General features: G+C 58.7%; 25 protein-coding genes and 2 tRNA genes. 4 read left to right on the plus strand and 23 right to left on the minus strand.

Annotated features, from left to right (window positions below; translation table 11 throughout):
- Positions 1-3: 3 nt before the first annotated feature.
- The 10 genes from nusA to rlmE all read right to left on the minus strand — a co-directional run bounded on the left by nusA (position 4) and on the right by rlmE (position 8575).
- Complete coding sequence (gene nusA / locus ND528_RS25195) at positions 4-1485, minus strand: transcription termination factor NusA (RefSeq protein ID WP_024011569.1); 1482 nt, start codon at positions 1483-1485, stop codon at positions 4-6.
- Positions 1486-1532: 47 nt separating this feature from the next.
- Positions 1533-1991: a ribosome maturation factor RimP gene (gene rimP, locus ND528_RS25200; protein WP_007973115.1), complete on the minus strand. Its 459-nt coding sequence runs from the start codon at positions 1989-1991 to the stop codon at positions 1533-1535.
- A 139-nt stretch (positions 1992-2130) separates the two neighbouring features.
- Positions 2131-2207, minus strand: a tRNA-Met gene (locus ND528_RS25205).
- A gap of 97 nt (positions 2208-2304) precedes the next feature.
- Positions 2305-2390 (minus strand) — tRNA-Leu (locus ND528_RS25210).
- A 22-nt stretch (positions 2391-2412) separates the two neighbouring features.
- On the minus strand, positions 2413-2796 hold the full coding sequence (gene secG / locus ND528_RS25215) for a preprotein translocase subunit SecG (RefSeq protein WP_016771756.1): 384 nt from the start codon (positions 2794-2796) through the stop codon (positions 2413-2415).
- Positions 2797-2800: 4 nt separating this feature from the next.
- Positions 2801-3556, minus strand: coding sequence for a triose-phosphate isomerase (gene tpiA, locus ND528_RS25220; RefSeq protein WP_007915248.1), 756 nt, complete (start codon positions 3554-3556; stop codon positions 2801-2803).
- Between the two features lie 65 nt (positions 3557-3621).
- Positions 3622-4959, minus strand: a complete 1338-nt coding sequence (glmM, locus tag ND528_RS25225) for a phosphoglucosamine mutase (protein ID WP_110603491.1) — start codon at positions 4957-4959, stop codon at positions 3622-3624.
- Positions 4960-4975: 16 nt separating this feature from the next.
- Entirely contained in the window at positions 4976-5827 is an 852-nt protein-coding gene (gene folP / locus ND528_RS25230) for a dihydropteroate synthase (protein ID WP_137215531.1), read from the minus strand.
- A gap of 8 nt (positions 5828-5835) precedes the next feature.
- Complete coding sequence (ftsH, locus tag ND528_RS25235) at positions 5836-7743, minus strand: ATP-dependent zinc metalloprotease FtsH (RefSeq protein ID WP_137215575.1); 1908 nt, start codon at positions 7741-7743, stop codon at positions 5836-5838.
- A 202-nt stretch (positions 7744-7945) separates the two neighbouring features.
- Entirely contained in the window at positions 7946-8575 is a 630-nt protein-coding gene (gene rlmE / locus ND528_RS25240; RefSeq protein ID WP_016771760.1) for a 23S rRNA (uridine(2552)-2'-O)-methyltransferase RlmE, read from the minus strand.
- 101 nt (positions 8576-8676) lie between these two features.
- Here rlmE and ND528_RS25245 point away from each other — a divergent pair, with 101 nt between their 5' ends.
- On the plus strand, positions 8677-8985 hold the full coding sequence (locus ND528_RS25245; RefSeq protein ID WP_016771761.1) for a YhbY family RNA-binding protein: 309 nt from the start codon (positions 8677-8679) through the stop codon (positions 8983-8985).
- Between the two features lie 9 nt (positions 8986-8994).
- Here ND528_RS25245 and ND528_RS25250 read toward each other — a convergent pair whose 3' ends face one another.
- From ND528_RS25250 to grpE, 8 genes are all read right to left on the minus strand, one after another.
- On the minus strand, positions 8995-9399 hold the full coding sequence (locus ND528_RS25250) for an MFS transporter (protein ID WP_130910359.1): 405 nt from the start codon (positions 9397-9399) through the stop codon (positions 8995-8997).
- Positions 9400-9427: 28 nt separating this feature from the next.
- Positions 9428-9904 (minus strand): transcription elongation factor GreA, encoded by a 477-nt coding sequence (gene greA, locus ND528_RS25255; RefSeq protein ID WP_137215576.1) that lies wholly within the window; start codon positions 9902-9904, stop codon positions 9428-9430.
- A gap of 2 nt (positions 9905-9906) precedes the next feature.
- Positions 9907-13128, minus strand: coding sequence for a carbamoyl-phosphate synthase large subunit (gene carB, locus ND528_RS25260; RefSeq protein ID WP_016771764.1), 3222 nt, complete (start codon positions 13126-13128; stop codon positions 9907-9909).
- 124 nt (positions 13129-13252) lie between these two features.
- Entirely contained in the window at positions 13253-14389 is a 1137-nt protein-coding gene (carA, locus tag ND528_RS25265; protein WP_016771765.1) for a glutamine-hydrolyzing carbamoyl-phosphate synthase small subunit, read from the minus strand.
- A 258-nt stretch (positions 14390-14647) separates the two neighbouring features.
- Positions 14648-15451, minus strand: a complete 804-nt coding sequence (gene dapB, locus ND528_RS25270) for a 4-hydroxy-tetrahydrodipicolinate reductase (protein ID WP_016771766.1) — start codon at positions 15449-15451, stop codon at positions 14648-14650.
- 9 nt (positions 15452-15460) lie between these two features.
- A complete protein-coding gene (gene dnaJ / locus ND528_RS25275; protein WP_016771767.1) occupies positions 15461-16585 on the minus strand; it encodes a molecular chaperone DnaJ in 1125 nt (374 codons plus the stop codon).
- A gap of 297 nt (positions 16586-16882) precedes the next feature.
- On the minus strand, positions 16883-18799 hold the full coding sequence (gene dnaK / locus ND528_RS25280) for a molecular chaperone DnaK (protein ID WP_024011565.1): 1917 nt from the start codon (positions 18797-18799) through the stop codon (positions 16883-16885).
- Positions 18800-18901: 102 nt separating this feature from the next.
- The gene (grpE, locus tag ND528_RS25285) at positions 18902-19468 is read right to left on the minus strand and encodes a nucleotide exchange factor GrpE (RefSeq protein ID WP_039759570.1); all 567 of its coding nucleotides are present in this window, start codon (positions 19466-19468) and stop codon (positions 18902-18904) included.
- A gap of 240 nt (positions 19469-19708) precedes the next feature.
- On the opposite strand from grpE, the gene recN reads away from it, so the two are divergent.
- A complete protein-coding gene (gene recN, locus ND528_RS25290; RefSeq protein WP_137215533.1) occupies positions 19709-21382 on the plus strand; it encodes a DNA repair protein RecN in 1674 nt (557 codons plus the stop codon).
- Positions 21383-21458: 76 nt separating this feature from the next.
- Here the strand turns inward: recN and fur are convergent, their stop codons facing one another.
- Positions 21459-21863, minus strand: coding sequence for a ferric iron uptake transcriptional regulator (gene fur / locus ND528_RS25295; RefSeq protein ID WP_016771770.1), 405 nt, complete (start codon positions 21861-21863; stop codon positions 21459-21461).
- A 97-nt stretch (positions 21864-21960) separates the two neighbouring features.
- Here fur and ND528_RS25300 point away from each other — a divergent pair, with 97 nt between their 5' ends.
- Entirely contained in the window at positions 21961-22488 is a 528-nt protein-coding gene (locus ND528_RS25300) for an outer membrane protein assembly factor BamE (protein WP_016771771.1), read from the plus strand.
- Between the two features lie 61 nt (positions 22489-22549).
- On the opposite strand, the gene ND528_RS25305 is transcribed toward ND528_RS25300, so the two are convergent.
- Genes ND528_RS25305 through ND528_RS25315 form a run of 3 tightly spaced genes read right to left on the minus strand, consistent with a single transcriptional unit; the run spans position 22550 to position 24702 of the window.
- Positions 22550-22864, minus strand: coding sequence for an RnfH family protein (locus tag ND528_RS25305; protein ID WP_212615293.1), 315 nt, complete (start codon positions 22862-22864; stop codon positions 22550-22552).
- On the minus strand, positions 22857-23291 hold the full coding sequence (locus ND528_RS25310; RefSeq protein ID WP_263471449.1) for a type II toxin-antitoxin system RatA family toxin: 435 nt from the start codon (positions 23289-23291) through the stop codon (positions 22857-22859). The genes ND528_RS25305 and ND528_RS25310 overlap by 8 nt, the downstream gene beginning before the upstream one ends.
- A 7-nt stretch (positions 23292-23298) precedes the next feature.
- On the minus strand, positions 23299-24702 hold the full coding sequence (locus ND528_RS25315; protein WP_130910356.1) for a sodium-dependent transporter: 1404 nt from the start codon (positions 24700-24702) through the stop codon (positions 23299-23301).
- A gap of 119 nt (positions 24703-24821) precedes the next feature.
- Between ND528_RS25315 and smpB the strand changes: the two genes are divergently transcribed.
- Entirely contained in the window at positions 24822-25304 is a 483-nt protein-coding gene (smpB, locus tag ND528_RS25320) for an SsrA-binding protein SmpB (RefSeq protein WP_007953781.1), read from the plus strand.
- Between the two features lie 106 nt (positions 25305-25410).
- Here the strand turns inward: smpB and ND528_RS25325 are convergent, their stop codons facing one another.
- Positions 25411-26178: an FCD domain-containing protein gene (locus ND528_RS25325; protein ID WP_212615291.1), complete on the minus strand. Its 768-nt coding sequence runs from the start codon at positions 26176-26178 to the stop codon at positions 25411-25413.
- Positions 26179-26292: the final 114 nt, after the last annotated feature.

The raw sequence follows: 26292 nt of genomic DNA on the forward strand, positions 1-26292 counted from the left end.
TAATTACTCGAACCAGTGGGCTCGGGCGGCCATGATCAACTTGCCGGCACGATCATCGTCAATGCCGTCGATGTCGAGCAGGTCGTCAATAGACTGCTCGGCCAGGTCTTCGCGGGTAATTACGCCGCGCACCGCCAGTTCCATCGCCAAATCCTTGTCCATACCCTCAAGCGAGAGCAGGTCTTCGGCCGGATGGGCGTCTGCCAGCTTTTCCTCAGTAGCGATGGCTTTGGTCAACAAGCGATCCTTGGCGCGAGCACGAAGCTCGTTGACGATGTCCTCGTCAAAGCCGTCGATGTTGAGCATTTCCTCCACCGGTACGTAGGCAATCTCTTCCAGGCTGGTGAAGCCTTCATCTACCAGCACCTGAGCCAGTTCTTCGTCGACTTCCAGCTCGTCGATGAAGTTGCGCAGGATGTCGCCGGTTTCTGCTTGCTGCTTAGCCTGGATGTCCGATTCGGTCATCACGTTCAGGGTCCAGCCAGTCAACTGGCTGGCCAGACGCACGTTCTGACCACCGCGACCGATGGCCTGAGCCAGATTGTCTGCGCCAACGGCGATGTCCATGGCATGGGCATCTTCGTCAACGATAATTGCCGCAACCTCGGCCGGGGACATGGCGTTGATCACGAACTGGGCCGGGTTGTCGTCCCACAGCACGATATCAACACGCTCACCGCCCAACTCACCCGATACCGCCTGGACGCGCGAACCGCGCATACCGATGCAGGCACCTTGCGGGTCGATGCGCTTGTCCTTGGAGCGGACGGCGATCTTGGCACGCGAACCCGGATCACGGGAGGCGGCCATGACCTCGATGAGGCCTTCGGCGATTTCCGGCACTTCGATACGGAACAGCTCGATCAGCATTTCCGGCGCGGTACGCGAAAGGATCAGCTGCGGGCCGCGGTTCTCGGTGCGGATTTCCTTGAGCAGCGCACGCAGACGCACGCCGACACGGAAGGTTTCGCGAGAAATGATGTCTTCACGGGCCAGCAATGCTTCGGCATTGTTGCCCAGATCGACGATCACGTTGTCGCGGGTAACTTTTTTCACGGTGCCGGAGATGATTTCTCCCAGGCGCTCGCGATAGGCGTCGACCACTTGAGCACGCTCGGCTTCGCGAACTTTCTGCACGATGACCTGCTTGGCAGTCTGTGCAGCGATGCGGCCGAACTCGATGGATTCGATTTTCTCTTCGACGACGTCACCGACCTTGGCACCAGGATGCGTTTCGGCAACCTTGCTTGGCCAGGTCTCGATGGCCGGATCGTCGAGATCATTCTCTTCGACGACCGTCCAGCGACGGAAGGTTTCGTAGGAACCGGTGTGGCGGTTGATTTCCACACGCAGGTCCACTTCGTCTTCAAAACGCTTTTTGGTAGCAGTGGCCAGAGCCAGCTCCAGCGCTTCAAAAATTACGCTTGCCGGTACACCCTTTTCATTGGATACCGACTCAACAACCAGCAGTACTTCTTTGCTCATCGTACGCCTCGCCTTTCGCAAGCCATTGGATCCGCGGGATCCGCGTCTCAGTCAAAACTGGGAATAATGTTGGCCTTGTCGATCATATCGATCGGCAACAGGAACTCGTGGTCTTCTACCTGCACCACGACGTCCTGCTCTTCTACACCGCGCAGAAGGCCCTGAAAGTTGCGTCGACCTTCGAAAGGCGAGCGCAGCTTGATCTTCACTTGTTCACCGGCAAATTTGGCAAACTGCTCAAGAGTGAACAGCGGGCGCTCCATGCCAGGCGAGGAAACTTCAAGGGTGTACTCAACGGAGATAGGATCTTCAACATCCAGAACACCGCTGATCTGACGGCTGACAATGGCGCAATCGTCCACCAGCACGCCACCCTCTTTATCGATATAAACGCGCAACATCGAGTGACGACCCTGAGCCGAAAACTCGATACCCCAGCATTCATAGCCCAGGGCCACGACCACCGGGGCCAGCAAGGCCTGCAACTCTTCTAGCTTGCTCGACACCTGAACCCCCTAGTGCATGATATGTGCATGCTTTGCAAAATAAAAAAATGGGCATAACGCCCATCCTTGAAACGCCGTCGAACAGCGGCGTTGAAAGTATCCAGCTAACAAAAAGCCCCTTAAAAGGGGCTCCTTAAACTGGTTGCGGGGGCCGGATTTGAACCGACGACCTTCGGGTTATGAGCCCGACGAGCTACCAGACTGCTCCACCCCGCGACAAAGCTGGGGCGGAAGTATACGACCGATCCCTTTTAGGGTCAATGTAACCTTCCACCTGCAAGAAAGCCCGCAACAGCGGGCTCTCCTGACTAATTGGTACCGAGAAGGGGACTCGAACCCCTACACCCTATGGGCACAACCACCTCAAGGTTGCGTGTCTACCAATTCCACCACCTCGGCAATACTACGTTTGAAACTCTTCTTACTTCTGCTCTTGAGCTGGAGGCACGTCAGTCGCTGGAGTAGCCGACTTTTGCTCTTGAAGCACCGGGACATCATCAGAAGCCGGTTGTTGCTTAGGTACTTCCAACACTGCTGGATCTGGAAGACCTGCTTGAGTCAGCTGATGAGCTTTCTCTTTAGCAAAGTAACCTAACCCCAAGCTGGTTATGAAGAAACCGGCGGCAAGTATAGCAGTAAACTTACTAAGAAAGGTAGAGGAACCTTGGCTTCCGAACACAGTATTTGAAGCACCTGCTCCGAAAGACGCGCCAGCATCCGCACCCTTACCCTGCTGCAGCAAAACCAGAGCAACTACGCCCAATGCACCCAGCAGATGAAAAACGACTACGACTGTTTCCAGCATTTTTTCAGTTTCCCGCGGCGCGACAGATCGCACCGAACTCATCTGCATTCAGGGAAGCTCCACCAATGAGCCCCCCATCGATATCCGGCATGCCGAACAGTTCGACCGCATTGGCCGCCTTCACGCTGCCGCCGTATAGAAGCCGCACACCTCGTGCGACTTCAGAATTCTCTGCCGCCAACTGCTCGCGAATAGCCTTATGCACATCCTGAGCCTGTTGCGGCGTTGCAGTCAGCCCGGTACCAATGGCCCAGACCGGCTCGTATGCAATCACTGCCTTGGCAAAGGCACCGACACCAAGCTCCTCGATGATGCTGCCCAGCTGACGCCCGACAACTTCAAGAGTTTTTCCGGCTTCGCGCTGCTCGAGGGTTTCCCCTACACACAACACCGGAATCAAGCCACATGCCTGTGCCGCTGCGAACTTGCGATTCAGCATCCCGTCTCGCTCGCCCATAATCTGGCGGCGTTCGGAGTGCCCGACAAGCACCAGGGAACAACCTGCATCCACCAGTTGGCTGGGAGCAATCTCACCAGTCAACGCACCTTGCATGGCTTCCACCGCAGAATTCTGCGCGCCGACCGAAATCGACTTGCCTTTCAAGCCATCAATCACTTGATTGATATACAGGCAAGGCGGGAACACCGCGACATCAACACCGCTTGGCAAGGCCAGATGACGAAGGCCGTTGATCAGCTCAGCGACGCTGGCGCGGGTACCGTGCATCTTCCAGTTACCAGCTACCATAGGGCGACGCATGCTGTACCTCGTCGGTCAAAGTGGGCGCAGATGTTACCCAACACAATCATGGCTTGCAAGCCGTATCAGGCAGAAACTTCGGTTACCAGTTTTGCCAGCTCTTCGGCATAGCCGCGAACCTGGTTTTCGTCCTCGCCTTCGACCATGACGCGCACCAAAGGCTCTGTGCCGGACTTGCGCAGAAGCACCCGACCGCGCCCCGCCATCGCCTGGGTGACACGGGCACTGGCTTCCTTGACAGCCGGATGCTCCAGCGGGCTTTCACCGCCACCAAAGCGAACGTTGATCAGTACCTGAGGGCACTTGCGCAAAGCCTGCCGGGTTTGCGCAAGACCTTCATTGCGCGATTTCAGCGCCATCAACACCTGCAAGGCCGCGATGATCGCGTCGCCCGTGGTGGTGTGATTGAAGCAGACGACATGCCCGGAGTTTTCCCCACCTACCAGCCAATTGCGCTCTTGCAGTTCGGCGATCACGTAGCGGTCACCGACATTGGCACGAACGAACGGGATCGAAAGATCCGCCAGGGCCAGCTCGAGACCAAGATTGCTCATCAACGTACCGACGACGCCACCCTGCAACTTGCCGCGCTCATGCAGATCGCGGGCAATGATGAACAGCAGATCGTCACCATCAACAATGGCACCGGTGTGATCGACCATCAGTACCCGATCACCATCACCATCGAAGGCGATACCCAGGTCCGCATGCTCGGCCAGAACGGCGGCCTGCAACGGCCCCATATGCGTGGAACCGCAGTTATCGTTGATGTTCAGCCCGTTCGGCTGAGCGGAAAGCACGACGACTTCGGCACCCAATTCACGGAAGACGCTCGGCGCTACCTTATAGGTCGCACCATGCGCGCAGTCGATAACGATCTTCAGACCGGCGAAATTGGTCCCGGTAGGCACGCTGCTCTTGCAGAACTCGATGTAGCGGCCCGATGCATCATTGATTCGCGACACTTTACCGATCTTGCTCGACTCGACGACGGTCATTGGCGTATCCAGCAACTCTTCGATCATCAGCTCCAATTCATCGGGCAGCTTGGTACCTTTGCCGGAGAAGAACTTGATGCCGTTGTCATCATGCGGGTTGTGCGAAGCACTGATCACGATGCCGGCTTCAGCCTGGAACGTGCGCGACAGATAAGCGATGGCAGGCGTCGGCATCGGGCCGAGCAGCATCACATCGGCACCCGCCGAGGTCAGCCCGGCTTCCAGCGCCGATTCGAACATATAGCCGGAGATCCGCGTGTCCTTGCCGACCAGCACCTTGCAGGCACCCATCTTGCGGAATGCCATGCCAGCCGCCCAACCGAGCTTGAGCATGAAGTCAGGCGTGATCGGGTATTCACCAACGCGACCGCGAATGCCGTCGGTACCAAAATATTTCTTGCTCATAAGTGCTCCATCATTCTTATTCGGCTGATTCCACGGCCGCGATCATCCGCACCACATCAACGGTTTCCGCCACATCGTGAACGCGCAATATACGCGCGCCTTTAACTGACGCCAGCGCCGCCAGCGCCAAGCCCCCATGCAGGCGCTCGCCCACGGGACGGTTCAAAGCGTGGCCAATCATACTCTTGCGCGAAACACCTACCAGCAGGGGGCGACCCAGCGCATGCAGGGCCTCCATGTGCTTGAACAAGCTTAGATTGTGCTGCAGGGTTTTGGCGAAGCCGAAGCCTGGATCGAGAATGATCCGCTCGGCAGGAATGCCCGCCTGCACACATTGATCCATGCGCTCGGCGAGAAACTCAGCGACCTCGCGGGTGACATCCTGATACTGCGGATTATCCTGCATATCGCCCGGCTCGCCGAGCATATGCATGAGGCAGACGGGCAAGCCGGTTGCCGCTGCCGCATCCAGCGCACCATCGCGACGGAGCGAACGCACGTCGTTGATCAATCCGGCACCGAGCCGCGCAGTTTCGCGCATGACAGCCGGCGTTGAGGTATCGACCGAGATGATGACATCCAGCTCGCGATTGATCAGCTCGACAATCGGCGCGACGCGCTCAAGTTCCTCCAGAGGAGAGACCGCTCGCGCGCCTGGCCGGGTCGATTCGCCGCCGACATCAATCAGCGTCGCACCTGCCAGCACCATGGCTTCGGCGTGGCGCAGGGCCGCATCGAGCTGGCTGAAGCGGCCGCCGTCGGAGAAGGAATCAGGAGTGACATTGAGAATGCCCATGACATGCGTCTGGGCCAAATCAAGAACCCGGTTGCCGCAAGGCAACCGGGTCAGGGACTGAACAGAAGTCATTTCAAGCCTTAAACGTCAGCAGCCGGACCGCCAATCGGTTTTTCCGGACGCTCATCCTGCACAACAGGCGGCGGAGGCGTACCGGCGCCACCCGACCAGTCGCGAGGTTCGCGAGGTGTGCGGCCGGCCATGATGTCGTCGATTTGCTCGGCATCGATGGTTTCGTACTTCATCAGCGCATCAGCCATGGCATCCAGCTTGTCACGGTTATCCGTGAGGATCTGCTTGGCGGTGCCGTAGCACTGATCGATGATGCTGCGTACTTCGGAGTCGATCAGCTTGGCGGTCTCACCGGAGAAGCTGGCAGCCTGGCCGCCACCGCCGCGACCGAGGAACACTTCGCCCTCTTCTTCGGCATACATCAGCGGACCGAGTTTTTCCGACAGGCCCCATTTCGTCACCATGTTCCGGGCAATCTGACTTGCACGCATGATGTCGTTGGACGCACCGGTGGTCACACCATCGAAGCCCAGGGTCATTTCTTCGGCGATACGGCCGCCGTAAAGCGAGCAGATCTGGCTGATCAGCGCACGCTTGGACAGGCTGTAACGATCTTCTTCCGGGAGGAACATGGTCACACCCAGCGCACGACCGCGCGGAATGATGGAGACCTTGTACACCGGATCATGCTCAGGCACGACGCGACCGACAATGGCGTGGCCAGCTTCGTGATAAGCCGTGTTCTGCTTTTCTTTCTCGGACATGACCATGGATTTGCGCTCGGCGCCCATCATGATCTTGTCTTTGGCCAGTTCGAATTCTTTCATCTCGACGATACGCTTGCCGCTGCGGGCAGCGAACAGCGAAGCCTCGTTGACCAGGTTGGCCAGGTCAGCACCGGAGAAGCCCGGAGTACCCCGTGCGATCACTGCCGGAGCAACGTCGTCGCCCATTGGCACTTTGCGCATGTGAACTTTAAGAATCTGCTCGCGGCCACGAATATCCGGCAAGCCGACGACCACCTGACGGTCGAAACGGCCCGGACGCAGCAGCGCAGGGTCGAGTACGTCCGGACGGTTGGTCGCAGCAATCACGATGATGCCGTCATTCATTTCGAAGCCGTCCATCTCCACCAGCAACTGGTTGAGAGTCTGCTCACGCTCGTCGTGGCCGCCACCCATGCCGGCGCCACGATGGCGACCCACGGCATCGATTTCGTCGATGAAGATGATGCAAGGGGCGTGCTTCTTGGCCTGCTCGAACATGTCGCGGACGCGGCTGGCGCCGACACCGACGAACATTTCGACAAAGTCGGAACCGGAAATAGTGAAGAATGGCACTTTCGCTTCGCCGGCAATCGCCTTGGCCAGCAAGGTTTTACCGGTACCCGGCGGACCGACCATCAGCACGCCGCGCGGGATACGACCGCCCAGACGCTGGAACTTGCCCGGATCACGCAGGAACTCAACCAGCTCGCCGACTTCTTCCTTGGCTTCGTCGCAACCGGCAACGTCAGCCAAAGTGGTTTTCACCTGATCTTCGGAGAGCAGGCGTGCCTTGCTCTTGCCGAAGCTCATCGGCCCGCCCTTGCCACCAGCGCCGCCCTGCATCTGGCGCATGAAGAACATGAACACCGCGATGATCACCAGGATCGGGAAGCTGGCCACCAGGAGCTGGGTCCAGATGCTTTGCTGTTCAGGCTGCTTGCCTTCAACCACAACGTGATTGTCGACCAGATCGCCGATCAGGCCATTGTCCTGAATTGCCGGACGAATGGTCTTGAAGCTGTCGCCATCGGTGCGCTTGCCGGTAATCACATAGCCGTCAACAGCTACGCGCTCGACCTTGCCATCCTTGACCTGCTGGATGAAGTCGGAATAGTTGAGGGTCTGCGGCTCGTTAGGGCTGGAGAAGTTGTTCATCACCGTCACCAGGACTGCCGCGATGATCAACCACAGGATCAGATTCTTTGCCATATCGTTCAATTAACTACCCTCTGAAGCAAGCTCCGCTACTGGCGCGCGCTTCGCATGATATTCACCGGCCTAACTTACTACATTACCTACAACTCTGGCAGGCGCCGTCTGTAACCCTTTGTGAAATACTTTCTACACAATATTCGCTTATGCCTGCAGAGCGAAATATGAAAAACCTATCGCCCTGCCGAAAAACCTTGTTTTACGCATCACCGCCGCGATAACCCCAAGCCAGCATGTACTGCTCACGGGAGCTGCCACGGGAAGAGTCTGGCTTGATCATCTGGATCTTGTCGAATTTCTTCCGAGCATCCTTCAGATAAACGTCGAACCCTTCGCCCTGGAAAATCTTGATGACGAAGTTGCCACCGGGCTTGAGGATCCGTTCCGCCAGGTCCAGCGCCAGCTCACAGAGGAACATGGCCTTGGGCATATCCACTTCGGGCGTACCACTCATATTGGGGGCCATATCGGAAATCACAAGGTCGACCTGCGAATTACCCACGGCCTCCAGGATTTCAGCGAGCACCGAGTCCTCTGTGAAGTCGCCCTGGATGAAATGCACGTCCGGAATGCTGTCCATTTCCAGGATGTCCGAAGCGATCAGACGCCCCTGGCCACCGATCAGCCGGCTGGTGACCTGCGACCACCCACCCGGCGCGGCGCCGAGGTCGACGACGCTCATGCCCGGGCGAATGAGTTTGTATTTTTCCTGGATCTCCAGAAGCTTGTAACTTGCACGCGAACGGTAGCCATCCTTCTGCGCCTGCTTCACATAGGGATCGTTGACATGTCTTTTCAGCCAACCAAGGCTTGTCTTGGAACGCGCCATTGGGCACCTCGATGATTAGGGTCGTGATTAGTTGGGCGGATCCACGAACCCTCGGGTAAAATGGCCGCCATTTTACAGAATCCAGACGAAAGGGTCAGATTATGCCGCTCACTCCAGAGCAGAAGAAACAGTACAAATCCATCGGCCACCACCTCAAACCAGTGTTGACGGTAGCGGACAACGGTTTGACTGAAGGTGTCTTAGCCGAACTTGAACGCGCCTTGGCCGATCACGAGCTGATCAAGATCAAGCTCAATATCCTCGATCGCGAGTCGCGCCTGGCGCACATCGCCGAGCTGTGCAAGGTCGGCAAAGCGGACCTGGTACAGGTCATCGGCAAGATGGCTCTGGTCTACCGGAAGAATTTCAGCGCCAACAAGCAGCTGTCGAACGTTCATCGCTTCAAGTGATGCGCAGGGTCAAGGGTGTGCTTCGCGCACCCTGCCACTCCATCCCGGCACCGGCTGCATGACCAGCACCAGCCCGGAAAATCCCAGCACCAGATAACTGAATACCTGCCAGCGCTGCGCATCCGGCCAGCCGACACGCACGGCAACATACATCGCGCACGCGTACAAAGCCGTCAACAGCACCTGCCCGCGAAAATCCCGCCATAGACTGGCGAGGCCCTCGGCCTGTACCAGCACCAAAGCCTGAAAAATCACGCACAGAGCGGCGAACCCCACCACCAGCACTTCGAATGCACTGGCGACTTCGTCGATCAACAGCGGCGCCAGGCCGATCTGGCCCAACGCCGGCTGCAAACCGATATGAATCAACCATAGGCCACCGACCCAAAGCATCTGGGTCAACTGCCAAAGCATGGCGCCCGCATGCAGCGGGCGCCTTCTTTCAGATGTGACGAACTTCGACAATCTCGTACTCGATCACGCCGCTTGGCGTTTTGACGGCGACGACGTCACCCTCTTCCTTGCCAATCAAGGCGCGGGCCAGCGGCGAACCGACGGAGATCTTGCCGAGTTTGAAGTCAGCCTCATCCTCACCCACGATGTGGTAAGTGACGCTTTCATCAGTCTCGACGTTGGCGATCTCGACGGTGGTACCGAAAATCACTTTGCCGGTATGAGGAATGGTCGTGACGTCGATGATGACCTGATTCTGAATCCGGCCTTCGATGTCACGAATCCGCGCTTCGACCATGCCTTGCTGTTCGCGGGCAGCATGGTATTCAGCGTTTTCCTTCAAGTCACCCAACTCGCGGGCCGTGCCGATGTCCTGGCTGAGCTTCGGACGAACGACCTTGGTCAGATGGGCGTGCTCCTCTTCCAGGGCCTTCGCGCCCTGAACTGTCATCGGGTACTTGGTTATGCTCATGCCTTCAATCCTGCGTGTAGATCCTGCAAGCGGCGCACGGTCTTTTCCGGACCGAACTTCAGCGCTTCGCAGATCGCTTCGCCCGCAGCGATAGTGGTGGTGCAGTAAATCTTGTGCTGCAGGGCATTGCGACGAATGGAATACGAATCGGCGATCGACTGACGACCTTCGGTGGTGTTGATGATCAGCGTGACTTCGTCATTCTTGATCATGTCGACCACGTGTGGACGACCCTCGGTCACCTTGTTCACGCGGCGCACTTTCAGGCCTGCGGCTTCGATCAGCTTGGCAGTGCCGGCAGTGGCGACCACTTCGAAGCCCAAGTTGATCAGATCACGGGCCACGCCTGCAACCAGCGGCTTGTCGTCATCGCGCACGCTGATGAACGCGGTACCGCCGGTCGGCAGCACTTCGCTGGCGCCCATCTGAGCCTTGGCGAATGCTTCACCGAAGGTGTCGCCGACGCCCATCACTTCACCAGTCGACTTCATCTCTGGGCCGAGGATCGGGTCAACGCCAGGGAACTTGGCGAACGGGAACACCGCTTCTTTAACGCTGTAGAAGTTCGGGATGATTTCCTTGGTGAAGCCGATTTCCTTCAGGGTCTTACCGGCCATCACGCGCGCAGCGATCATGGCCAGGGAAACACCGATGCACTTGGAAACGAACGGTACGGTACGCGAGGCGCGCGGGTTGACTTCGATGACGTAGATGTCTTCGCCCTGCAGAGCCAATTGCACGTTCATCAGGCCGACAACGCCCAGTTCCAGAGCCATTTTCTTGACCTGTTCGCGCATCTCGTCCTGGATGTGCGCCGGCAGCGAGTACGGCGGCAGCGAGCACGCGGAGTCACCGGAGTGAACGCCCGCCTGTTCGATGTGCTGCATGATCGCGCCGATCACCACGTCTTTGCCGTCGCAGACCGCATCCACGTCCATTTCGATGGCGCAGTTGAGGAAGTGGTCGAGCAGCACCGGGCTGTCGTTGGACACTTGCACCGCGTCACGCAGATAGCGCTTGAGTTCGTCTTCTTTGTAGACGATTTCCATCGCACGGCCGCCCAGCACGTAGGACGGGCGCACCACCAGCGGATAACCGATCTTCGCCGCAGCGCGAACAGCTTCATCTTCGCTACGCACAGTGGCGTTTGGCGGCTGACGCAGGTTCAGGCGCTCGACCATTTGCTGGAAGCGCTCGCGGTCTTCCGCGCGGTCGATGGCGTCAGGGCTGGTGCCGATGATCGGCACGCCAGCGGCTTCCAGAGCACGAGCCAGTTTCAGCGGAGTCTGGCCGCCGTACTGGACGATCACGCCTTTCGGCTTCTCGACGCGGCAGATTTCCAGTACGTCTTCCAGGGTTACCGGCTCGAAGTACAGACGGTCGGAAGTGTCGTAGTCGGTGGAAACGGTTTCCGGGTTGCAGTTGACCATGATGGTTTCGTAGCCGTCTTCGCGCAGGGCGAGAGCAGCGTGAACGCAGCAGTAGTCGAACTCGATGCCCTGACCGATGCGGTTAGGGCCGCCACCCAGAATCATGATCTTGTCGCGACCCGACGGCGCTGCCTCGCACTCTTCCTCGTAGGTCGAGTAGAGGTAAGCGGTGTCGGTGGCAAATTCGGCGGCGCAGGTGTCAACGCGCTTGTAGACCGGGAACACTTCCAGCTTCTGACGGTGCGTACGCAGGTTTTTCTCAGTGACGCCCAGCAGTTTCGCCAAGCGCTGATCGGAAAAGCCTTTGCGCTTGAGCTTGAACATCAGGTCGCGATCGATCGAGGACAGACCGAGGGTCTTGACCTTCTCTTCATCCTTGATCAGGTCTTCGATCTGCACCAGGAACCACGGATCGATCATGTTCATGCCGAAGATGTCTTCGACCGACAGGCCGGCGCGGAAGGCGTCCGCCACGTACCAGATACGCTCGGCGCCCGGCACGGTCAGTTCGCGCTTGAGCACGCTCATGCTGTCCGGGTTGCTCAGATCGAGCTTCTCGTCCAGACCGCAAACGCCGACTTCCAGACCGCGCAGAGCTTTCTGCAAGGATTCCTGGAAGGTCCGGCCGATGGCCATGACTTCGCCGACCGACTTCATTTGCGTGGTCAGGCGTGCGTCAGCCTTGGCGAATTTCTCGAAGGCGAAGCGTGGCAGCTTGGTAACGACGTAGTCGATCGACGGTTCGAAGGACGCCGGGGTCTTGCCGCCGGTGATGTCGTTCGACAGCTCGTCGAGGGTGTAACCCACAGCCAGTTTGGCCGCGACCTTGGCAATCGGGAAACCGGTGGCTTTCGAAGCCAGGGCCGAGGAGCGCGAAACACGCGGGTTCATTTCGATCACGACCATGCGGCCAGTGTTCGGGCAGATACCGAACTGCACGTTCGAACCGCCGGTCTCGACGCCGATCTCGCGCAATACCGCCAGAGAGGCGTTACGCAGGATCTGGTATTCCTTGTCGGTCAGGGTTTGCGCAGGAGCTACGGTGATCGAGTCACCGGTGTGCACGCCCATCGGGTCGAAGTTTTCGATCGAGCAGACGATGATGCAGTTGTCCTTTTTGTCGCGGACAACTTCCATTTCATATTCTTTCCAGCCGATCAGCGATTCGTCGATCAGCAGCTCTTTGGTCGGCGACAGGTCCAGACCACGGGCGCAGATTTCTTCGAACTCTTCACGGTTGTAAGCGATACCGCCACCGGTGCCGCCCATGGTGAAGGACGGACGGATGATGCACGGGAAACCGAGGGTTTCGAGAACCGCGTTGGCCTCTTCCATGCTGTGGGCAATGCCGGAACGCGGGCAGGCCAAACCGATGGATTTCATCGCCTTGTCGAAACGCGAACGGTCTTCAGCCTTGTCGATGGTGTCGGCGTTGGCACCGATCATCTCTACGCCGAACTTCTCCAGAACGCCTTCGCGCTCCAGGTCCAGGGCACAGTTCAGTGCAGTCTGGCCGCCCATGGTCGGCAGTACGGCGTCCGGACGTTCCTTTTCGATGATCTTGGCCACGGTCTGCCACTTGATCGGCTCGATGTAGGTGGCGTCGGCCATGTCCGGGTCGGTCATGATGGTGGCCGGGTTGGAGTTCACCAGAATGACGCGGTAACCCTCTTCGCGCAGGGCTTTGCAGGCCTGGGCGCCGGAGTAGTCGAATTCACAGGCCTGGCCGATCACGATCGGGCCAGCGCCGAGAATCAGGATGCTTTTAATGTCTGTACGTTTTGGCATGGTTTGTCACTCAAATCCGCAGGTCAGTCGGCAAGCCGTCTTGATCGATTTCTGAAGTCCCGAGGGGGCCGCCGGAACCGGGGCCGCCCTCGAGGGCTTCTCTCTACAGTCTCAAGGCGAACGCTTAGCGTCGCTTGGCCATCTCGTTGATGAAGCGGTCGAACAGTGGCGCAACATCGTTCGGGCCCGGGCTCGCTTCAGGGTGACCCTGGAAGCTGAACGCGCTCTTGTCGGTGCGCTCGATGCCTTGCAGGGTGCCGTCGAACAGCGATTTGTGGATCGCGCGCACGTTGGCTGGCAGGGTGGCTTCGTCTACCGCAAAACCGTGGTTCTGGCTGGTGATCATCACCACGCCTGTGTCCAGATCCTGCACCGGGTGGTTGGCACCGTGGTGGCCGTGGCCCATTTTCAGGGTCTTGGCGCCGGAGGCCAGAGCCAGCAACTGGTGGCCGAGGCAGATGCCGAATACCGGCGTCTCGGTTTCCAGGACTTCCTTGATCGCTTGGATCGCGTAGTCGCATGGCTCCGGATCACCAGGGCCGTTGGACAGGAACACGCCGTCCGGCTTCAGCGCCAGCACATCGGCGGCTGGAGTCTGGGCAGGCACAACGGTCACGCGGCAGCCGCGCTCGACCAGCATGCGCAGGATGTTGACCTTGACGCCGTAGTCGTAGGCGACCACGTGATATGGCAGCTCGGAAGCTTCGATGGTCGCGTGGCTGTCGGTTTTCAGATCCCAGACAGTCGAGCGCCATTCGTATTGGGTCTTGGTGCTGACGACTTTCGCCAGATCCATGCCCTTCAGGCCCGGGAAGCCTTGCGCAGCGGCGATGGCCGCTTCTTCGGAGATGTTGTCGCCGGCCATGATGCAGCCGTTCTGAGCGCCTTTTTCACGCAGGATGCGGGTCAGGCGACGGGTGTCGATACCGGCGATTGCCACAACATTGTTGGCTTTCAGGTAATCGGACAGGGACATCGTGTTACGCCAGTTGCTCGCTACCAGCGGCAGGTCACGGATGACCAGGCCAGCGGACCAGACGCGGTCGGACTCGGCGTCTTCCGGCGTGGTGCCGGTGTTGCCGATGTGCGGATAAGTCAGGGTAACGATCTGTTGGGCGTAGGAAGGATCGGTAAGGATTTCCTGATAGCCGGTCATTGCGGTGTTGAACACCACCTCACCAACGGTCTGACCGTCGGCTCCAATGGCTTCGCCGCGAAAAATGCTGCCATCAGCAAGGGCGAGTATGGCTGGCTTAGTCAAGAAGACCTCCCGTAAATAACGCATGAAAGGGCAATCGCAGGTTGTAAAAAAGCGGAGTGACGTATGGACACGTCACCCCGCTTCTTCACTGAAATTATTCTGCGCGCTTTTAGTGGACACACTAAAGCTGTAGCTTACAGAAAAGGGCGTTTTTGGTCCACCGCTAAAGAGCCTTAAAGGCCGGAGAATGCGACAGGTCGTCGCCAAGCGGTAAAAACCGGCGCAAAACGGGACGTTTGCGCCGGGTTCAGCAACGACTCAACGCAGGTCGAGCACGTCTTGCATGTCGTACAGGCCCGGCTCGCGACCGTCCAGCCACAGCGCTGCACGCACCGCGCCCTTGGCGAAGGTCATGCGGCTCGATGCCTTGTGGGTAATCTCGACGCGCTCGCCATCGGCAGCGAACAGCACGGTGTGATCACCGACGATATCGCCAGCACGCACGGTGGCGAAACCAATGGTTTCACGCTCACGCGCACCGGTCTGGCCTTCGCGACCGTACACAGCGACCTTCTTCAGATCACGCCCCAGGGCATCGGCAATCACTTCACCCATGCGCACCGCCGTACCGGACGGAGCATCGACCTTGTGGCGGTGATGGGCTTCCATGATCTCGATATCGACATCGTCGCCCAGCACGCGCGCAGCGGTGTCGAGCAGCTTCAGGCAGAGGTTGACGCCGACGCTGAAGTTGGCGGCGAAGACGATCGGAATGTCCTTGCCCGCCTCGGCCAGCAATTGTTTCTCTTCAACACTGAAACCGGTGGTGCCGATGATCATCGCCTTGCCGTGTTTGCGGCAGAACGCGAGGTTCTTCAGAGTCACGGTCGGGTGAGTGAAGTCGATCAACACATCGAACTCTTCAACCACACGATCCAGATCACCGGACAGTGGAACGCCGATACGACCCAGCGCTGCCAGCTCACCGGCATCCGCACCGACCAGCGTGCTGTCGGGACGATCGACCGCCGCCGTCAGACCGGCACCCGGCGTCTGCTGCACTGCTTCAATCAGGGTCTTGCCCATGCGCCCGGCGGCGCCCATCACTGCAATACGTCGCATGCCGACTCCTTACAAATCGCCGAAGAAACGCTTCACACCGTCGAACCAACCGGTGGTTTTCGGCGAGTGGCTGTTGTCGTCGGCCAGGGAGCTGCGGAATTCTTCCAGCAGTTCACGCTGACGACGGTTGAGGTTGACCGGCGTTTCCACAGCGACACGGCACATCAGGTCGCCGGCACCGCCGCCACGCACTGGCGCAACGCCTTTGCCGCGCACGCGGAACTGCTTGCCGGTCTGCGTGCCTTCGGGAATTTTCAGTTTGACGCGACCGTCGAGGGTCGGAATTTCCAGCTCGCCGCCCAGTGCAGCGTCGACGAAGCTGATCGGCACTTCGCAGAACAGATGCTTGCCGTCACGCTGGAAGATGTCGTGTTCGCGCACGTTGATCACAACGTACAAGTCGCCAGTCGGCCCGCCCTGGGTACCCGCCTCGCCTTCGCCAGACAGACGAATGCGGTCGCCCGTATCGACACCGGCCGGTACTTTGACCGACAGGGTTTTGTACTCTTCGACGCGACCGTCGCCGTGGCAGGAATCGCACGGATCGGAAATGATCTTGCCCTGGCCATGGCAGCGCGGGCAGGTCTGCTGCACCGAGAAGAAGCCCTGCTGCATGCGCACCTGGCCGATGCCGCCGCAGGTCGGGCACGTCGTCGGCGACGAGCCTTTCTTGGCGCCGGAACCATCGCACGGTTTGCAGTTGACCAGTGTCGGAACGCGGATATTCACCGACGTACCGCGCACCGCTTCTTCCAGATTCAGCTCCAGGGTGTAGCGCAGATCGCTGCCACGCTGAGCGCCGCCACGGGCACCGCCGCGACCGCCACCGAAGAAATCACTGAAGACATCACCGAAGATATCCGAGAAGTTCTGGCCACCGAAACCGGCACCGCCGCCGCCCATGCTCGGATCGACGCCGGCATGACCGTACTGGTCGTATGCCGCGCGCTTGCTGGCGTCGGACAACACTTCATAGGCCTCATTGGCCTCTTTGAATGCTTCTTCCGAAGCTTTGTCGCCGGGATTACGGTCGGGGTGGTGCTTCATGGCCAAGCGGCGATAGGCCTTCTTCAGGTCCGCTTCGCTCGTGCCCCGCTCGACACCCAATACTTCGTAATAGTCACGCTTTGCCATAAGTTCTTTGCACTCTTAAGGACGTTCGGCAAACCCCTCCTGAGCCTCGCCAAACTCGTTGAGCCCCCATTAAGGCCCGGACCCAACTCACGTCAATTCAACGATCCTGGTCTTGATTGATGCGGTATCTGCGGCGCGAAAAGCAGGAGCATTCCCGGCCATACCACCAACACGCGAGCGTTGTCGCATGCTGTAAAAATTCACGTATTCCAGATACGCCAACGCGGGAGGCAAGCTCCCGCGCGGCGACATCCTACCAGTCACCGCCGCAAGGCAGTCAACCGGGCGACCAACAACTTACTTGTGGTCTTTGACTTCTTCGAACTCGGCGTCGACAACGTCGTCAGCCTTCTCAGCCGATTCGCCTTGCGGGGCTGCGCCATCAGCTGGCTGAGCCTGTTCGGCGTACATCTTTTGAGCAACCGGAGCGGAGACTTTCGACAGCTCTTCAACCTTGGCTTCGATGGCAGCCTTGTCGTCGCCTTTGACGGCGGCTTCCAGAGCAACCACTGCAGCTTCGATTGCAGTCTTCTCTTCGGCGGTGACCTTGTCGCCCGCGTCAGCGACCATCTTGCGAGTCGAGTGCACCAGTGCATCACCCTGGTTACGGGCAGCGGCCAGCTCTTCGAACTTGCGGTCTTCCTCGGCATTCGCCTCGGCGTCACGCACCATGCGCTCGATTTCTTCGTCGGACAGACCGGAGTTGGCCTTGATCACGATCGACTGGGTCTTGCCGGTAGCCTTGTCTTTCGCGCCGACGTGCAGGATGCCGTTGGCGTCGATGTCGAAGGTCACTTCGATCTGCGGCACGCCACGTGGAGCTGGTGGAATGTCGGCCAGGTCGAACTTGCCCAGCGATTTGTTCTGTGCGGCTTGCTTGCGCTCACCTTGCAGAACGTGAATGGTCACAGCGCCCTGGTTGTCGTCAGCAGTCGAGAACACTTGCGATTTCTTGGTAGGAATCGTGGTGTTTTTCTCGATCAGCGCAGTCATCACGCCACCCATGGTTTCGATACCCAGGGTCAGCGGACTGACGTCGAGCAGCAGCACGTCTTTCACGTCACCGGCCAGAACAGCGCCCTGGATCGCAGCACCCATGGCAACGGCTTCGTCCGGGTTGACGTCTTTACGCGCTTCTTTACCGAAGAAATCGGTCACCAGCTTCTGCACCAGCGGCATGCGAGTCTGACCACCGACCAGAATCACGTCGTTGATCGCGCTGACGTCGATACCGGCGTCTTTCATGGCAATGCGGCAAGGTTCGATGGTGCGCTGAACCAGGTCTTCAACCAGTGCTTCGAGCTTGGCACGCGAGATCTTCACGTTCAGGTGCTTAGGACCGGTCGCGTCTGCAGTGATGTACGGCAGATTGACGTCGGTCGACTGAGCGGACGACAGCTCGATCTTGGCTTTCTCAGCGGCTTCTTTCAGACGCTGCATCGCCAGCGGGTCACCTTTGAGGTTCATGCCGCTTTCTTTCTTGAATTCGTCAACGAGGTAGTCGATCAGACGAATGTCGAAGTCTTCACCGCCGAGGAAGGTGTCACCGTTGGTGGCCAACACTTCGAACTGGTGCTCGCCGTCAACTTCAGCGATTTCGATCACGGATACGTCGAAGGTACCGCCACCCAGGTCATAAACGATCACGGTGTGATCGCCCTTGGCCTTGTCCATACCGTAAGCCAGAGCAGCTGCGGTTGGCTCGTTGATGATACGTTTTACGTCCAGACCCGCGATGCGGCCCGCGTCTTTGGTAGCCTGACGCTGGCTGTCGTTGAAGTAGGCCGGAACGGTGATCACCGCTTCGGTCACTGCCTCGCCGAGGTAGTCTTCGGCGGTCTTCTTCATCTTCTTCAGAATTTCAGCCGAGATTTGTGGCGGTGCCATTTTCTGGCCGTTCACTTCTACCCAGGCATCGTTGTTGTCAGCCTTGACGATCTTGTAAGGGACCATCTGGATGTCTTTCTGCACAACTTCTTCGTCGAAACGACGACCGATCAGACGCTTTACCGCGTACAGGGTGTTGTGCGGGTTGGTTACAGCCTGACGCTTGGCCGACTGACCTACCAGAATTTCGCCATCGTTGGCGTAAGCGATGATCGACGGCGTGGTACGCGCGCCTTCAGCGTTTTCAATAACTTTGGCTTTGCCGTTTTCCAGCACGGAGACGCAGGAGTTGGTAGTCCCCAGGTCGATACCGATAATTTTGCCCATGTTCACTCTCCCGAAACTTTGGATTTTGTTGCCGCAGCAGTGGTGGCTGACTGCGGTAGCACTTAAACGCTTGACTTCTAAATGGGGGCCTTGCGGCTAATTTCAAGCCTGCTCGTCAATCGAAGGCGAAACCGGTGCCGGCGCCTTGCTGACCACGACCATCGCCGGGCGCAGCAGGCGACCATTGAGCTGGTAGCCCTTCTGGAAAACCTTCAACACGCTGTTCGGCTCGACGTCGGCACTTTCCTGCATGGCCATCGCCTGATGGTGAACGGCGTTGAACGGTTCGCCATGCGGATCGATCGCTTCAAGCTGGTAGCGCTTGAGGGTGTCGTGGAACATTTTGAGGGTCAGCTCGATGCCTTCGCGCATCGGGCGGATGCTTTCGTCGTCCGGGCTCGACAGCTCGAGGCCGCGCTCCAGGCTGTCGACGATCGGCAGCAGGTCGCTGGCGAATTTTTCCAAGGCAAACTTGTGCGCCTTCTCGACGTCCTGCTCGGCACGGCGGCGAACGTTCTGCAGATCGGCAGCAACACGCAGAGACTGATCCTGCGCGGCGGCCAATTGCTCTTCGAGCACTTGCACACGGGTCGCCAGGTCGTCACCCGAACCTTCGGGCGCCTGATTGGCATCTGGGTTTTGCGTATCTACTGTCTGTTCGTCAGCCATAGAATTCTCCTTTCAATTTCGTCCGCGAGCCTGACTCGCGCTTCTGCCCCGATATATGGGGCCGCAAAATCAGGCTTCAAGGGCTGGAATCGATTGTCCTTACAAAAAAGTGCTGATTAGTCATTCTTGAATGCGCTAAGAAAACTTTTCGTTCAAGCAAATCGAGCTAAGGGAGGGCATTGTCAGGCCTGAACAAAACACTGTATAAATAACCAGACCTCAAGCCTGGGAGCGGCCTTTATGCTGGTGCACCTGTCCGTACACAACTACGCCATCGTTGAACATCTCGATCTTGAACTCGATCGCGGGATGAGCGTGATCACAGGGGAAACCGGCGCCGGCAAGTCGATCATGCTCGACGCCCTGGGCCTCACCCTCGGCGATCGCGCCGACAGCGGCGTGGTTCGCCCGGGCGCTGATAAAGCCGACATTCTTGCCACTTTCGATCTGGCTGATATCCCCGAAGCCAGCGCCTGGCTGGCCGAGCGCGATCTGGAAAACGACGGGCCGTGCATCCTGCGCCGGGTCATCACCTCGGAAGGTCGTTCGCGCGGCTATATCAACGGCACACCCTGCCCGCTAGGCGACCTTAAAGCCTTGGGCGAGCTGCTGATCGATATCCACAGCCAGCACGAACATCAGTCGCTGCTGAAGACCGACACCCATCGCCGCCTGCTTGACGAATACGCCGGCGCGACCGATCTGGCGCGTCAGGTGCAACTGGCCGCACAGCGCTGGCGCCAGACTCGCCAGGAACTGGAGCGCCTTTCCAACTCCGGCGACGAACAACGCGCACGTCATCAGTTGCTCAGCTATCAGCTTGAGGAATTGGAGAACCTCGGCCTCGGCGAAAATGAACTGGAGCAACTGGAGCAGGAACACAAGAACCTGACCAACGCCGAAACCTTGCTGGGCATTTGCCGGCAAGTGGTCGAGCAATGCAGCGAAAGCGACTCCGGCAATGTGCTGAATGCGCTGACCGCCAGCCTCAATCGACTTTCCAGCGTCAACAGTTCGGTGGGTGCGCTGGGTGAAGCCAGCAGCCTGCTGACCAGCGCACAGATTCAGGTAGAAGAAGCAGTCGGCGAGCTCAATCGCTTCCTCGACAACTTCGATGCCGACCCGGCTCGCCTGCAATACCTCGAAGAACGCCTCGACGCGATCTACACCCTGGCGCGCAAACACCGGATTCAACCGACCGAAGTCGGCGAGATGCAGCAGAAGCTGCTGGATGAAATCGAAACCCTCAACGCCAACGATGAATCCATCGAGCGCCTGGGTGAGGAACTGGCGTCCTATGCCCGCCACTATCAAGAGAAAGCACGCGAGCTGAGCGACCTTCGTCATCAAGCCGCCGGCAGCCTCGCCAGTGCGGTGGAGCAGGAAATCCAGCGCCTGGGCATGCCCGGCGGCCGGTTCACCATCGAACTGAAAGCCAACAGCAGCGACGAGTTGCTGCCAAACGGGCTGGAGCAGGTCGAACTACTGGTCAGCGCCAACCCCGGTCAACCGCTCAAGGCGCTGGCAAAAGTAGCTTCCGGTGGTGAGCTGTCACGGATTAGTCTGGCGATTCAGGTCATTACCGCCCAGACCTCCCGCGTGCCGACGCTGGTATTCGACGAAGTGGACGTGGGCATTGGCGGACCGACTGCCGAGATCGTCGGCCAGTTACTGCGCCGTCTCGGTGATCGCGGCCAGGTCCTGACCGTGACGCACTTGCCGCAAGTGGCGGCGCAAGGGCATCAGCATCTGTTCGTGCACAAGGTCCGCGACGAGAAGGCGACTCACACCGCCGTCGCAAAGCTGAGCAAGAACGAGCGCATCGAAGAAGTCGCGCGCATGCTCGGCGGCATCGATCTGACCAAGGAATCTCTGGCTCACGCGAAAAAAATGGTGGTGACCGCCAAGGCGTAACAAATAGTAGAAAGCACGAAGGCGACCCTTGGGTCGCCTTCGTTCGTTTCGCGAATGTGAAATTCGCGCGACATGCTTACTTTTTCTTGCGTACGTACAGCACCAGGTTGTGATCAACCATTTCGAAGCCATGCTTCTCGACGATCGATTTCTGAAGTTTTTCGATTTCTTCGTCGAAGAATTCGATCACTTCACCCGATTCCACGTTGACCATATGGTCGTGGTGGCCACCGTCAGCCAGTTCGAAGACCGCGTGGCCGCCGTCGAAGTTGTGGCGGACCACGAGGCCGGCCGCTTCGAACTGAGTCAGTACACGGTAAACCGTGGCCAGACCGACGTCCTCACCAGCTTCCATCAACGCCTTGTAGACGTCCTCGGCACTCATGTGGCGCTGCTCGGTGGAGTCGAGCATTTGCAGGATCTTGACCCGTGGCAGGGTCACTTTGAGGCCGGCTTTGCGTAGTTCGCTATTTTCAACCATGGTCAGCTTTCTCGCGATGCTGCTTCGCAGCTTCTCTTAATGCGGGTATGATCGGCGTTTACGTTGTCCCAGCCAAGATAGTGGAAGTCGCCCACCGATGCAAAACACCAAGCTCTTGCTAACCAGTTTCACCTTTGTGGGACTGCTCGCACTCGCCGGTTGTTCATTCCCCGGGGTTTACAAAATCGACATCCAGCAGGGCAATGTCGTCACGCAGGACATGATAGACCAGTTACGCCCGGGAATGACCCGGCCGCAAGTACGGTTTATCATGGGCAACCCTCTGCTTGCCGACACGTTCCATGCCGATCGCTGGGATTATCTGTACAGCCTGCAACCGGGTGGCGGTGAACGCCAGCAGGAACGAATCAGCGTTATCTTCAATTCCAACGACCAGCTTGTCAGCCTGTCCGGTGACTTCATGCCCGGCGTGAGCCGTGACGAAGCCATTCTCGGCAAGGACAGCGGTACTACCGTGACCGCGCCTGCTGAAAACGCCGACAAGCCAGAAGCTGAAAAGCCAGCCAAACCAGGCTCCTTGCTGGATCAGATCCAGAAGGACGTCGATGGTGTGGAAACCGTACCGGTTCCGACACCAGAGCCGCTGGACACCTCGCCGCAGTAAATGGCGAGGCAATAAAAAACCCGGAGATTCCGGGTTTTTTATTGCCGGCCGTTTGGCCTGATCAAATATTCCGCGCTTTTGCCTCAGCAGCCTTGGCCGCACGCAAACGTCGAACTTCTTTGGGATCAGCCAGCAGCGGTCGATAAATTTCGATGCGATCGCCCGCCTGAACAGGGCGAGAATCCGCGTCAGTCACGACCTTGCCAAAAATCCCTAGTGGGCACTCCGCCAGATTCAGCTCAGGAAACTCAGCCGCGATGCCCGATGCGTGCACCGCCGCCCGAACGCTAGCGCCTTCAGCTACGCTGATCGCACGCAGAACCTGCCGATCAACCGCCGCGTACACGACTTCTATCTCGATCACCGGCTTAACCATGCATCTGCTTGGCGCGCTGGCAGAAAGCATCAACCAGCTGGTTAGCCGCCTGATTGAACAGCGGGCCCAACGTAGCGCGCACCAGCGGCCCGGCATAATCGAACGACAGATCCAGACTGATCTTGCAGGCCTTTTCGTTCAGTGCCTTGAATACCCAGATGCCGTGCAACTGAGTGAACGGGCCCTCCTCAAGATTCATCTCGATCGACTGCCCCGGAACCAGCATATTGCGCGTGACGAAATGCTGACTGAGGCCGCCTTTGGCCACGCCGACACTGGCGCGCATGTGTTCTGGGGAGCTTTCCAGCACTTCAGCCTCCGAGCACCACGGCAGAAACTCCGGGTACCGCGCGACGTCGTTGACCAGGTCGTAGAGAAACTGCGCCGGGTACGGCAGGAGCGCGGATCGTTGGATATGTGTCGTCATGTAAGCGTTACTTCCAGAGCTGAGCGGCAAAGACTACAAGAATGCCGATAGGCGCCACGTAGCGCATCAAGAACAGGGACAGGGCAAACAGAACCGGGCTACGGATGGACAATTCATCCCGCACCGCTTCACGCCCCATCACCCATCCCGCGAACAGCACGAAACACAAGCCACCGAGGGGCAACATGATCCGCGAGGTGAAGAAATCGATCACGCCGAAGAAGTCGAGACCGCTCTGCGCACCCCATTGATAGAGGCTGAACGCTCCGCCTTCGTTCACGAAAAACTTGGCTTCCTTCCAGATATTGAAAGAAAACACCGTACCCAGACCAACGAACCAGCAGGTGAACGCAAGCCAGAACGTCACCCAGATGCGGCTGATTTTAGTGCGTTCAACCAGGTAAGCCACCATCGGTTCGAGTAGCGAAATAGCCGAACTCCAGGCAGCCACCGCGACCAGCACAAAGAACACCACGCCCATCAACTGGCCGAAAAAGACGTTACCAAAAGCAAACGGCAGGCTGACGAACATCAGCCCCGGGCCTTCGCTTGGGTTCAGGCCAGCAGCGAACACAATCGGAAACAGCGCCAGACCGGCCACCAGCGATACGAAAGTATCCAGCAGCGCGACACCGACCACCGTGCCCGACAGCGAGGTGTTCTTCGGCATGTAGGCGCCGTAGATCATGATGGAGCCGACGCCGACGCTCAGCGAGAAGAACGCGTGCCCCATCGCTGGCAGCAGGCCGTCGAGGACTTTTTCCGGGTGGAAGTCGAACATGAAATGCACGCCTTCCATGAAATGCCCGGTGGTCATGCTGTAGCCCAGCAGCACCAGAATCATCACGAACAGCAGCGGCATCATGATTCGCAGGCTGCGTTCAAGCCCGGCGACCACGCCTTTGGCGATCACGAAGGCCGACAGCAGCATGAAAATCGTGTGCCAAAGTGTCAGGCGCCATGGATTGGAGATGACATTGCCGAAATAGGCGCCGACCTGATCGGCCGTCGCGCCCTGGAAATCGCCACGGCCCATGTCGACGATGTAGTCCAGCGACCAGCCGCCGACCACACTGTAGAAAGACAGAATCAGCAGGGCCGTGATCATCCCGGCAAACGCGCCCCACGACCATTTCGCCGAGTGCCCTGCTTCCAGCGCCAGCACCTTCAAGGCGTTCGCCGGACTTTGCCGGGCGCGCCGGCCGATCAGGGTTTCCGCGAGCATGACCGGGACACCGATGAGCGCGATGCATGCCAGGAACATCAGCACAAAGGCGCCGCCACCGTAGACCCCGACCATGTAGGGGAACTTCCAGATACTACCCAGTCCCACGGCCGAACCGGTCGCGGCGAGTATGAATACCCAGCGGCTAGCCCAACTGCCGTGGACAGAAACCTTGTCTGTCGACATCGTTTATCACGCCCAAGCGTTAGAAAAAGAGGCCGCATTGTCCGGGATTCACTCAACCTGCTCAAGCACGCAGCAACACCGTAGCCGACAGCCGAACAACTCCATATAATGCCGCCCCTATGGCTAAACAGAAGAAACACCCAACAGGGACCATCGCGCAGAACAAAAAGGCGCGACACGATTACTTCATCGAGCACAAGTTCGAGGCTGGTCTGGTCCTGGCCGGCTGGGAAGTAAAAAGTCTGCGGGCGAGCAAGTTGCAGCTGGTCGACAGCTATGTGCTGCTCAAGGACGGCGAAGCATGGTTGCTCGGCAGCCACATCACGCCGTTGATGACCGCGAGCACTCACGTCATCGCCGACCCGGTGCGCACACGCAAACTGCTGCTCAACCGCCGCGAGCTGGACAAGCTTGCCGCCGCCGTGCAGCAAAAGGGTTACGCCTGCGTCTGCCTGTCCTGGTACTGGAGCAAGCACATGGTCAAGTGCGAGATCGCTCTGGGCAAGGGCAAGAAGGAATACGACAAGCGTGACACCGAGCGCGAGCGCGACGCCGGTCGTGAATTGCAGCGTGCGGTGCGCAACAAGGGCAAGGAAGACTGATCTTCCTCCTTTGAAAGCAAAGATCGCAGCCTGCGGCAGCTCCTACAGGGAAATACATATTTCTGTGTAGGAGCTGCCGCAGGCTGCGATCTTTTGCTTTGAAGAATCACATCCCCTTGCGCCGCTCCGCCCGAGCCATGCGCTGCACCTCCTGACGCACCTCTTCCAGCACTTCCTGCACATACAGAATATGTCGGCTGGACACTTCCCGCGCCTGCTCGGCACGCCCTTCGATAATCGCCAGATACAATTCCCGATGCTGCGAGATCAGCATGTCGCGGGTTTCCGTGCGCTGCTTGTACATGCCGCCGATGTTTGTGACGACGTTGCGCTTGAGCAGATCGAACAAGCCGCGAATCGTGTGCAGCAACACCGCGTTATGACTGGCCTCGGCAATCGCCAGATGAAATTTCGCATCCGCCGCGCCCTCTTCCGCGCGACTGACTTCGTCGTGGCGTGAGTAGCAGTCCTGCAGCTCTTCGAATGCAGCCGTCAGGCGCTCGCGATCGACATCGGTGGCGCGCAATGCGGCGTAATAGGCGCACGATGCCTCCAGGGTATGCCGGAATTCGAGCAAATCACGTTGCGCTTCGGGATTGCTTTCAAGCAATTGCAGCAGCGGATCGCTGAACGTCGATCCGAGACCCTCCACCACATAATTGCCGCCGCCCTGGCGACTGACCAGCAAGCCTTTGGCTGCCAGTTTCTGAATCGCCTCACGCAACGACGGGCGTGATACGCCAAATTGTTCGGCCAGCGTGCGCTCGGCCGGCAACCGCTCGCCCGACTTCAGCGTGCCCTCAAGGATCATCCCTTCGAGGCGCTCGACAATATCGTCAGACAAACGGCGCTGACGTATCTGATCAAAGCCCATAACTCATTTCTCCACGATCCCGACCGCTCGCCGGGGTGTCTATTCTGGCCTATCCGCGCGCCGCCGACACCTGCCAGACGCCACTTCGCCAAAGCGGATCAGTTGCCCTCTGCA

Source organism: Pseudomonas mercuritolerans (assembly GCF_025706525.1).
Taxonomy (GTDB): Bacteria; Pseudomonadota; Gammaproteobacteria; order Pseudomonadales; family Pseudomonadaceae; genus Aquipseudomonas; species Aquipseudomonas mercuritolerans.

Bases quoted from the DNA above. Each gene is read 5' to 3' on its own strand.
- tpiA (WP_007915248.1), bottom strand. From the start codon at position 3,556: ATGCGTCGCCCTATGGTAGCTGGTAACTGGAAGATGCACGGTACCCGC.
- carB (WP_016771764.1), bottom strand. From the start codon at position 13,128: ATGCCAAAACGTACAGACATTAAAAGCATCCTGATTCTCGGCGCTGGC.
- ftsH (WP_137215575.1), bottom strand. From the start codon at position 7,743: ATGGCAAAGAATCTGATCCTGTGGTTGATCATCGCGGCAGTCCTGGTG.
- rlmE (WP_016771760.1), bottom strand. From the start codon at position 8,575: ATGGCGCGTTCCAAGACAAGCCTTGGTTGGCTGAAAAGACATGTCAAC.
- grpE (WP_039759570.1), bottom strand. From the start codon at position 19,468: ATGGCTGACGAACAGACAGTAGATACGCAAAACCCAGATGCCAATCAG.
- folP (WP_137215531.1), bottom strand. From the start codon at position 5,827: ATGACTTCTGTTCAGTCCCTGACCCGGTTGCCTTGCGGCAACCGGGTT.
- dapB (WP_016771766.1), bottom strand. From the start codon at position 15,451: ATGCGACGTATTGCAGTGATGGGCGCCGCCGGGCGCATGGGCAAGACC.
- ND528_RS25315 (WP_130910356.1), bottom strand. From the start codon at position 24,702: ATGTCGACAGACAAGGTTTCTGTCCACGGCAGTTGGGCTAGCCGCTGG.
- dnaK (WP_024011565.1), bottom strand. From the start codon at position 18,799: ATGGGCAAAATTATCGGTATCGACCTGGGGACTACCAACTCCTGCGTC.
- fur (WP_016771770.1), bottom strand. From the start codon at position 21,863: ATGGTTGAAAATAGCGAACTACGCAAAGCCGGCCTCAAAGTGACCCTG.
- ND528_RS25245 (WP_016771761.1), top strand. From the start codon at position 8,677: ATGCCGCTCACTCCAGAGCAGAAGAAACAGTACAAATCCATCGGCCAC.
- smpB (WP_007953781.1), top strand. From the start codon at position 24,822: ATGGCTAAACAGAAGAAACACCCAACAGGGACCATCGCGCAGAACAAA.
- ND528_RS25300 (WP_016771771.1), top strand. From the start codon at position 21,961: ATGCAAAACACCAAGCTCTTGCTAACCAGTTTCACCTTTGTGGGACTG.
- secG (WP_016771756.1), bottom strand. From the start codon at position 2,796: ATGCTGGAAACAGTCGTAGTCGTTTTTCATCTGCTGGGTGCATTGGGC.
- glmM (WP_110603491.1), bottom strand. From the start codon at position 4,959: ATGAGCAAGAAATATTTTGGTACCGACGGCATTCGCGGTCGCGTTGGT.
- ND528_RS25325 (WP_212615291.1), bottom strand. From the start codon at position 26,178: ATGGGCTTTGATCAGATACGTCAGCGCCGTTTGTCTGACGATATTGTC.
- recN (WP_137215533.1), top strand. From the start codon at position 19,709: ATGCTGGTGCACCTGTCCGTACACAACTACGCCATCGTTGAACATCTC.
- dnaJ (WP_016771767.1), bottom strand. From the start codon at position 16,585: ATGGCAAAGCGTGACTATTACGAAGTATTGGGTGTCGAGCGGGGCACG.
- ND528_RS25305 (WP_212615293.1), bottom strand. From the start codon at position 22,864: ATGGTTAAGCCGGTGATCGAGATAGAAGTCGTGTACGCGGCGGTTGAT.
- ND528_RS25250 (WP_130910359.1), bottom strand. From the start codon at position 9,399: ATGCTTTGGCAGTTGACCCAGATGCTTTGGGTCGGTGGCCTATGGTTG.
- ND528_RS25310 (WP_263471449.1), bottom strand. From the start codon at position 23,291: ATGACGACACATATCCAACGATCCGCGCTCCTGCCGTACCCGGCGCAG.
- nusA (WP_024011569.1), bottom strand. From the start codon at position 1,485: ATGAGCAAAGAAGTACTGCTGGTTGTTGAGTCGGTATCCAATGAAAAG.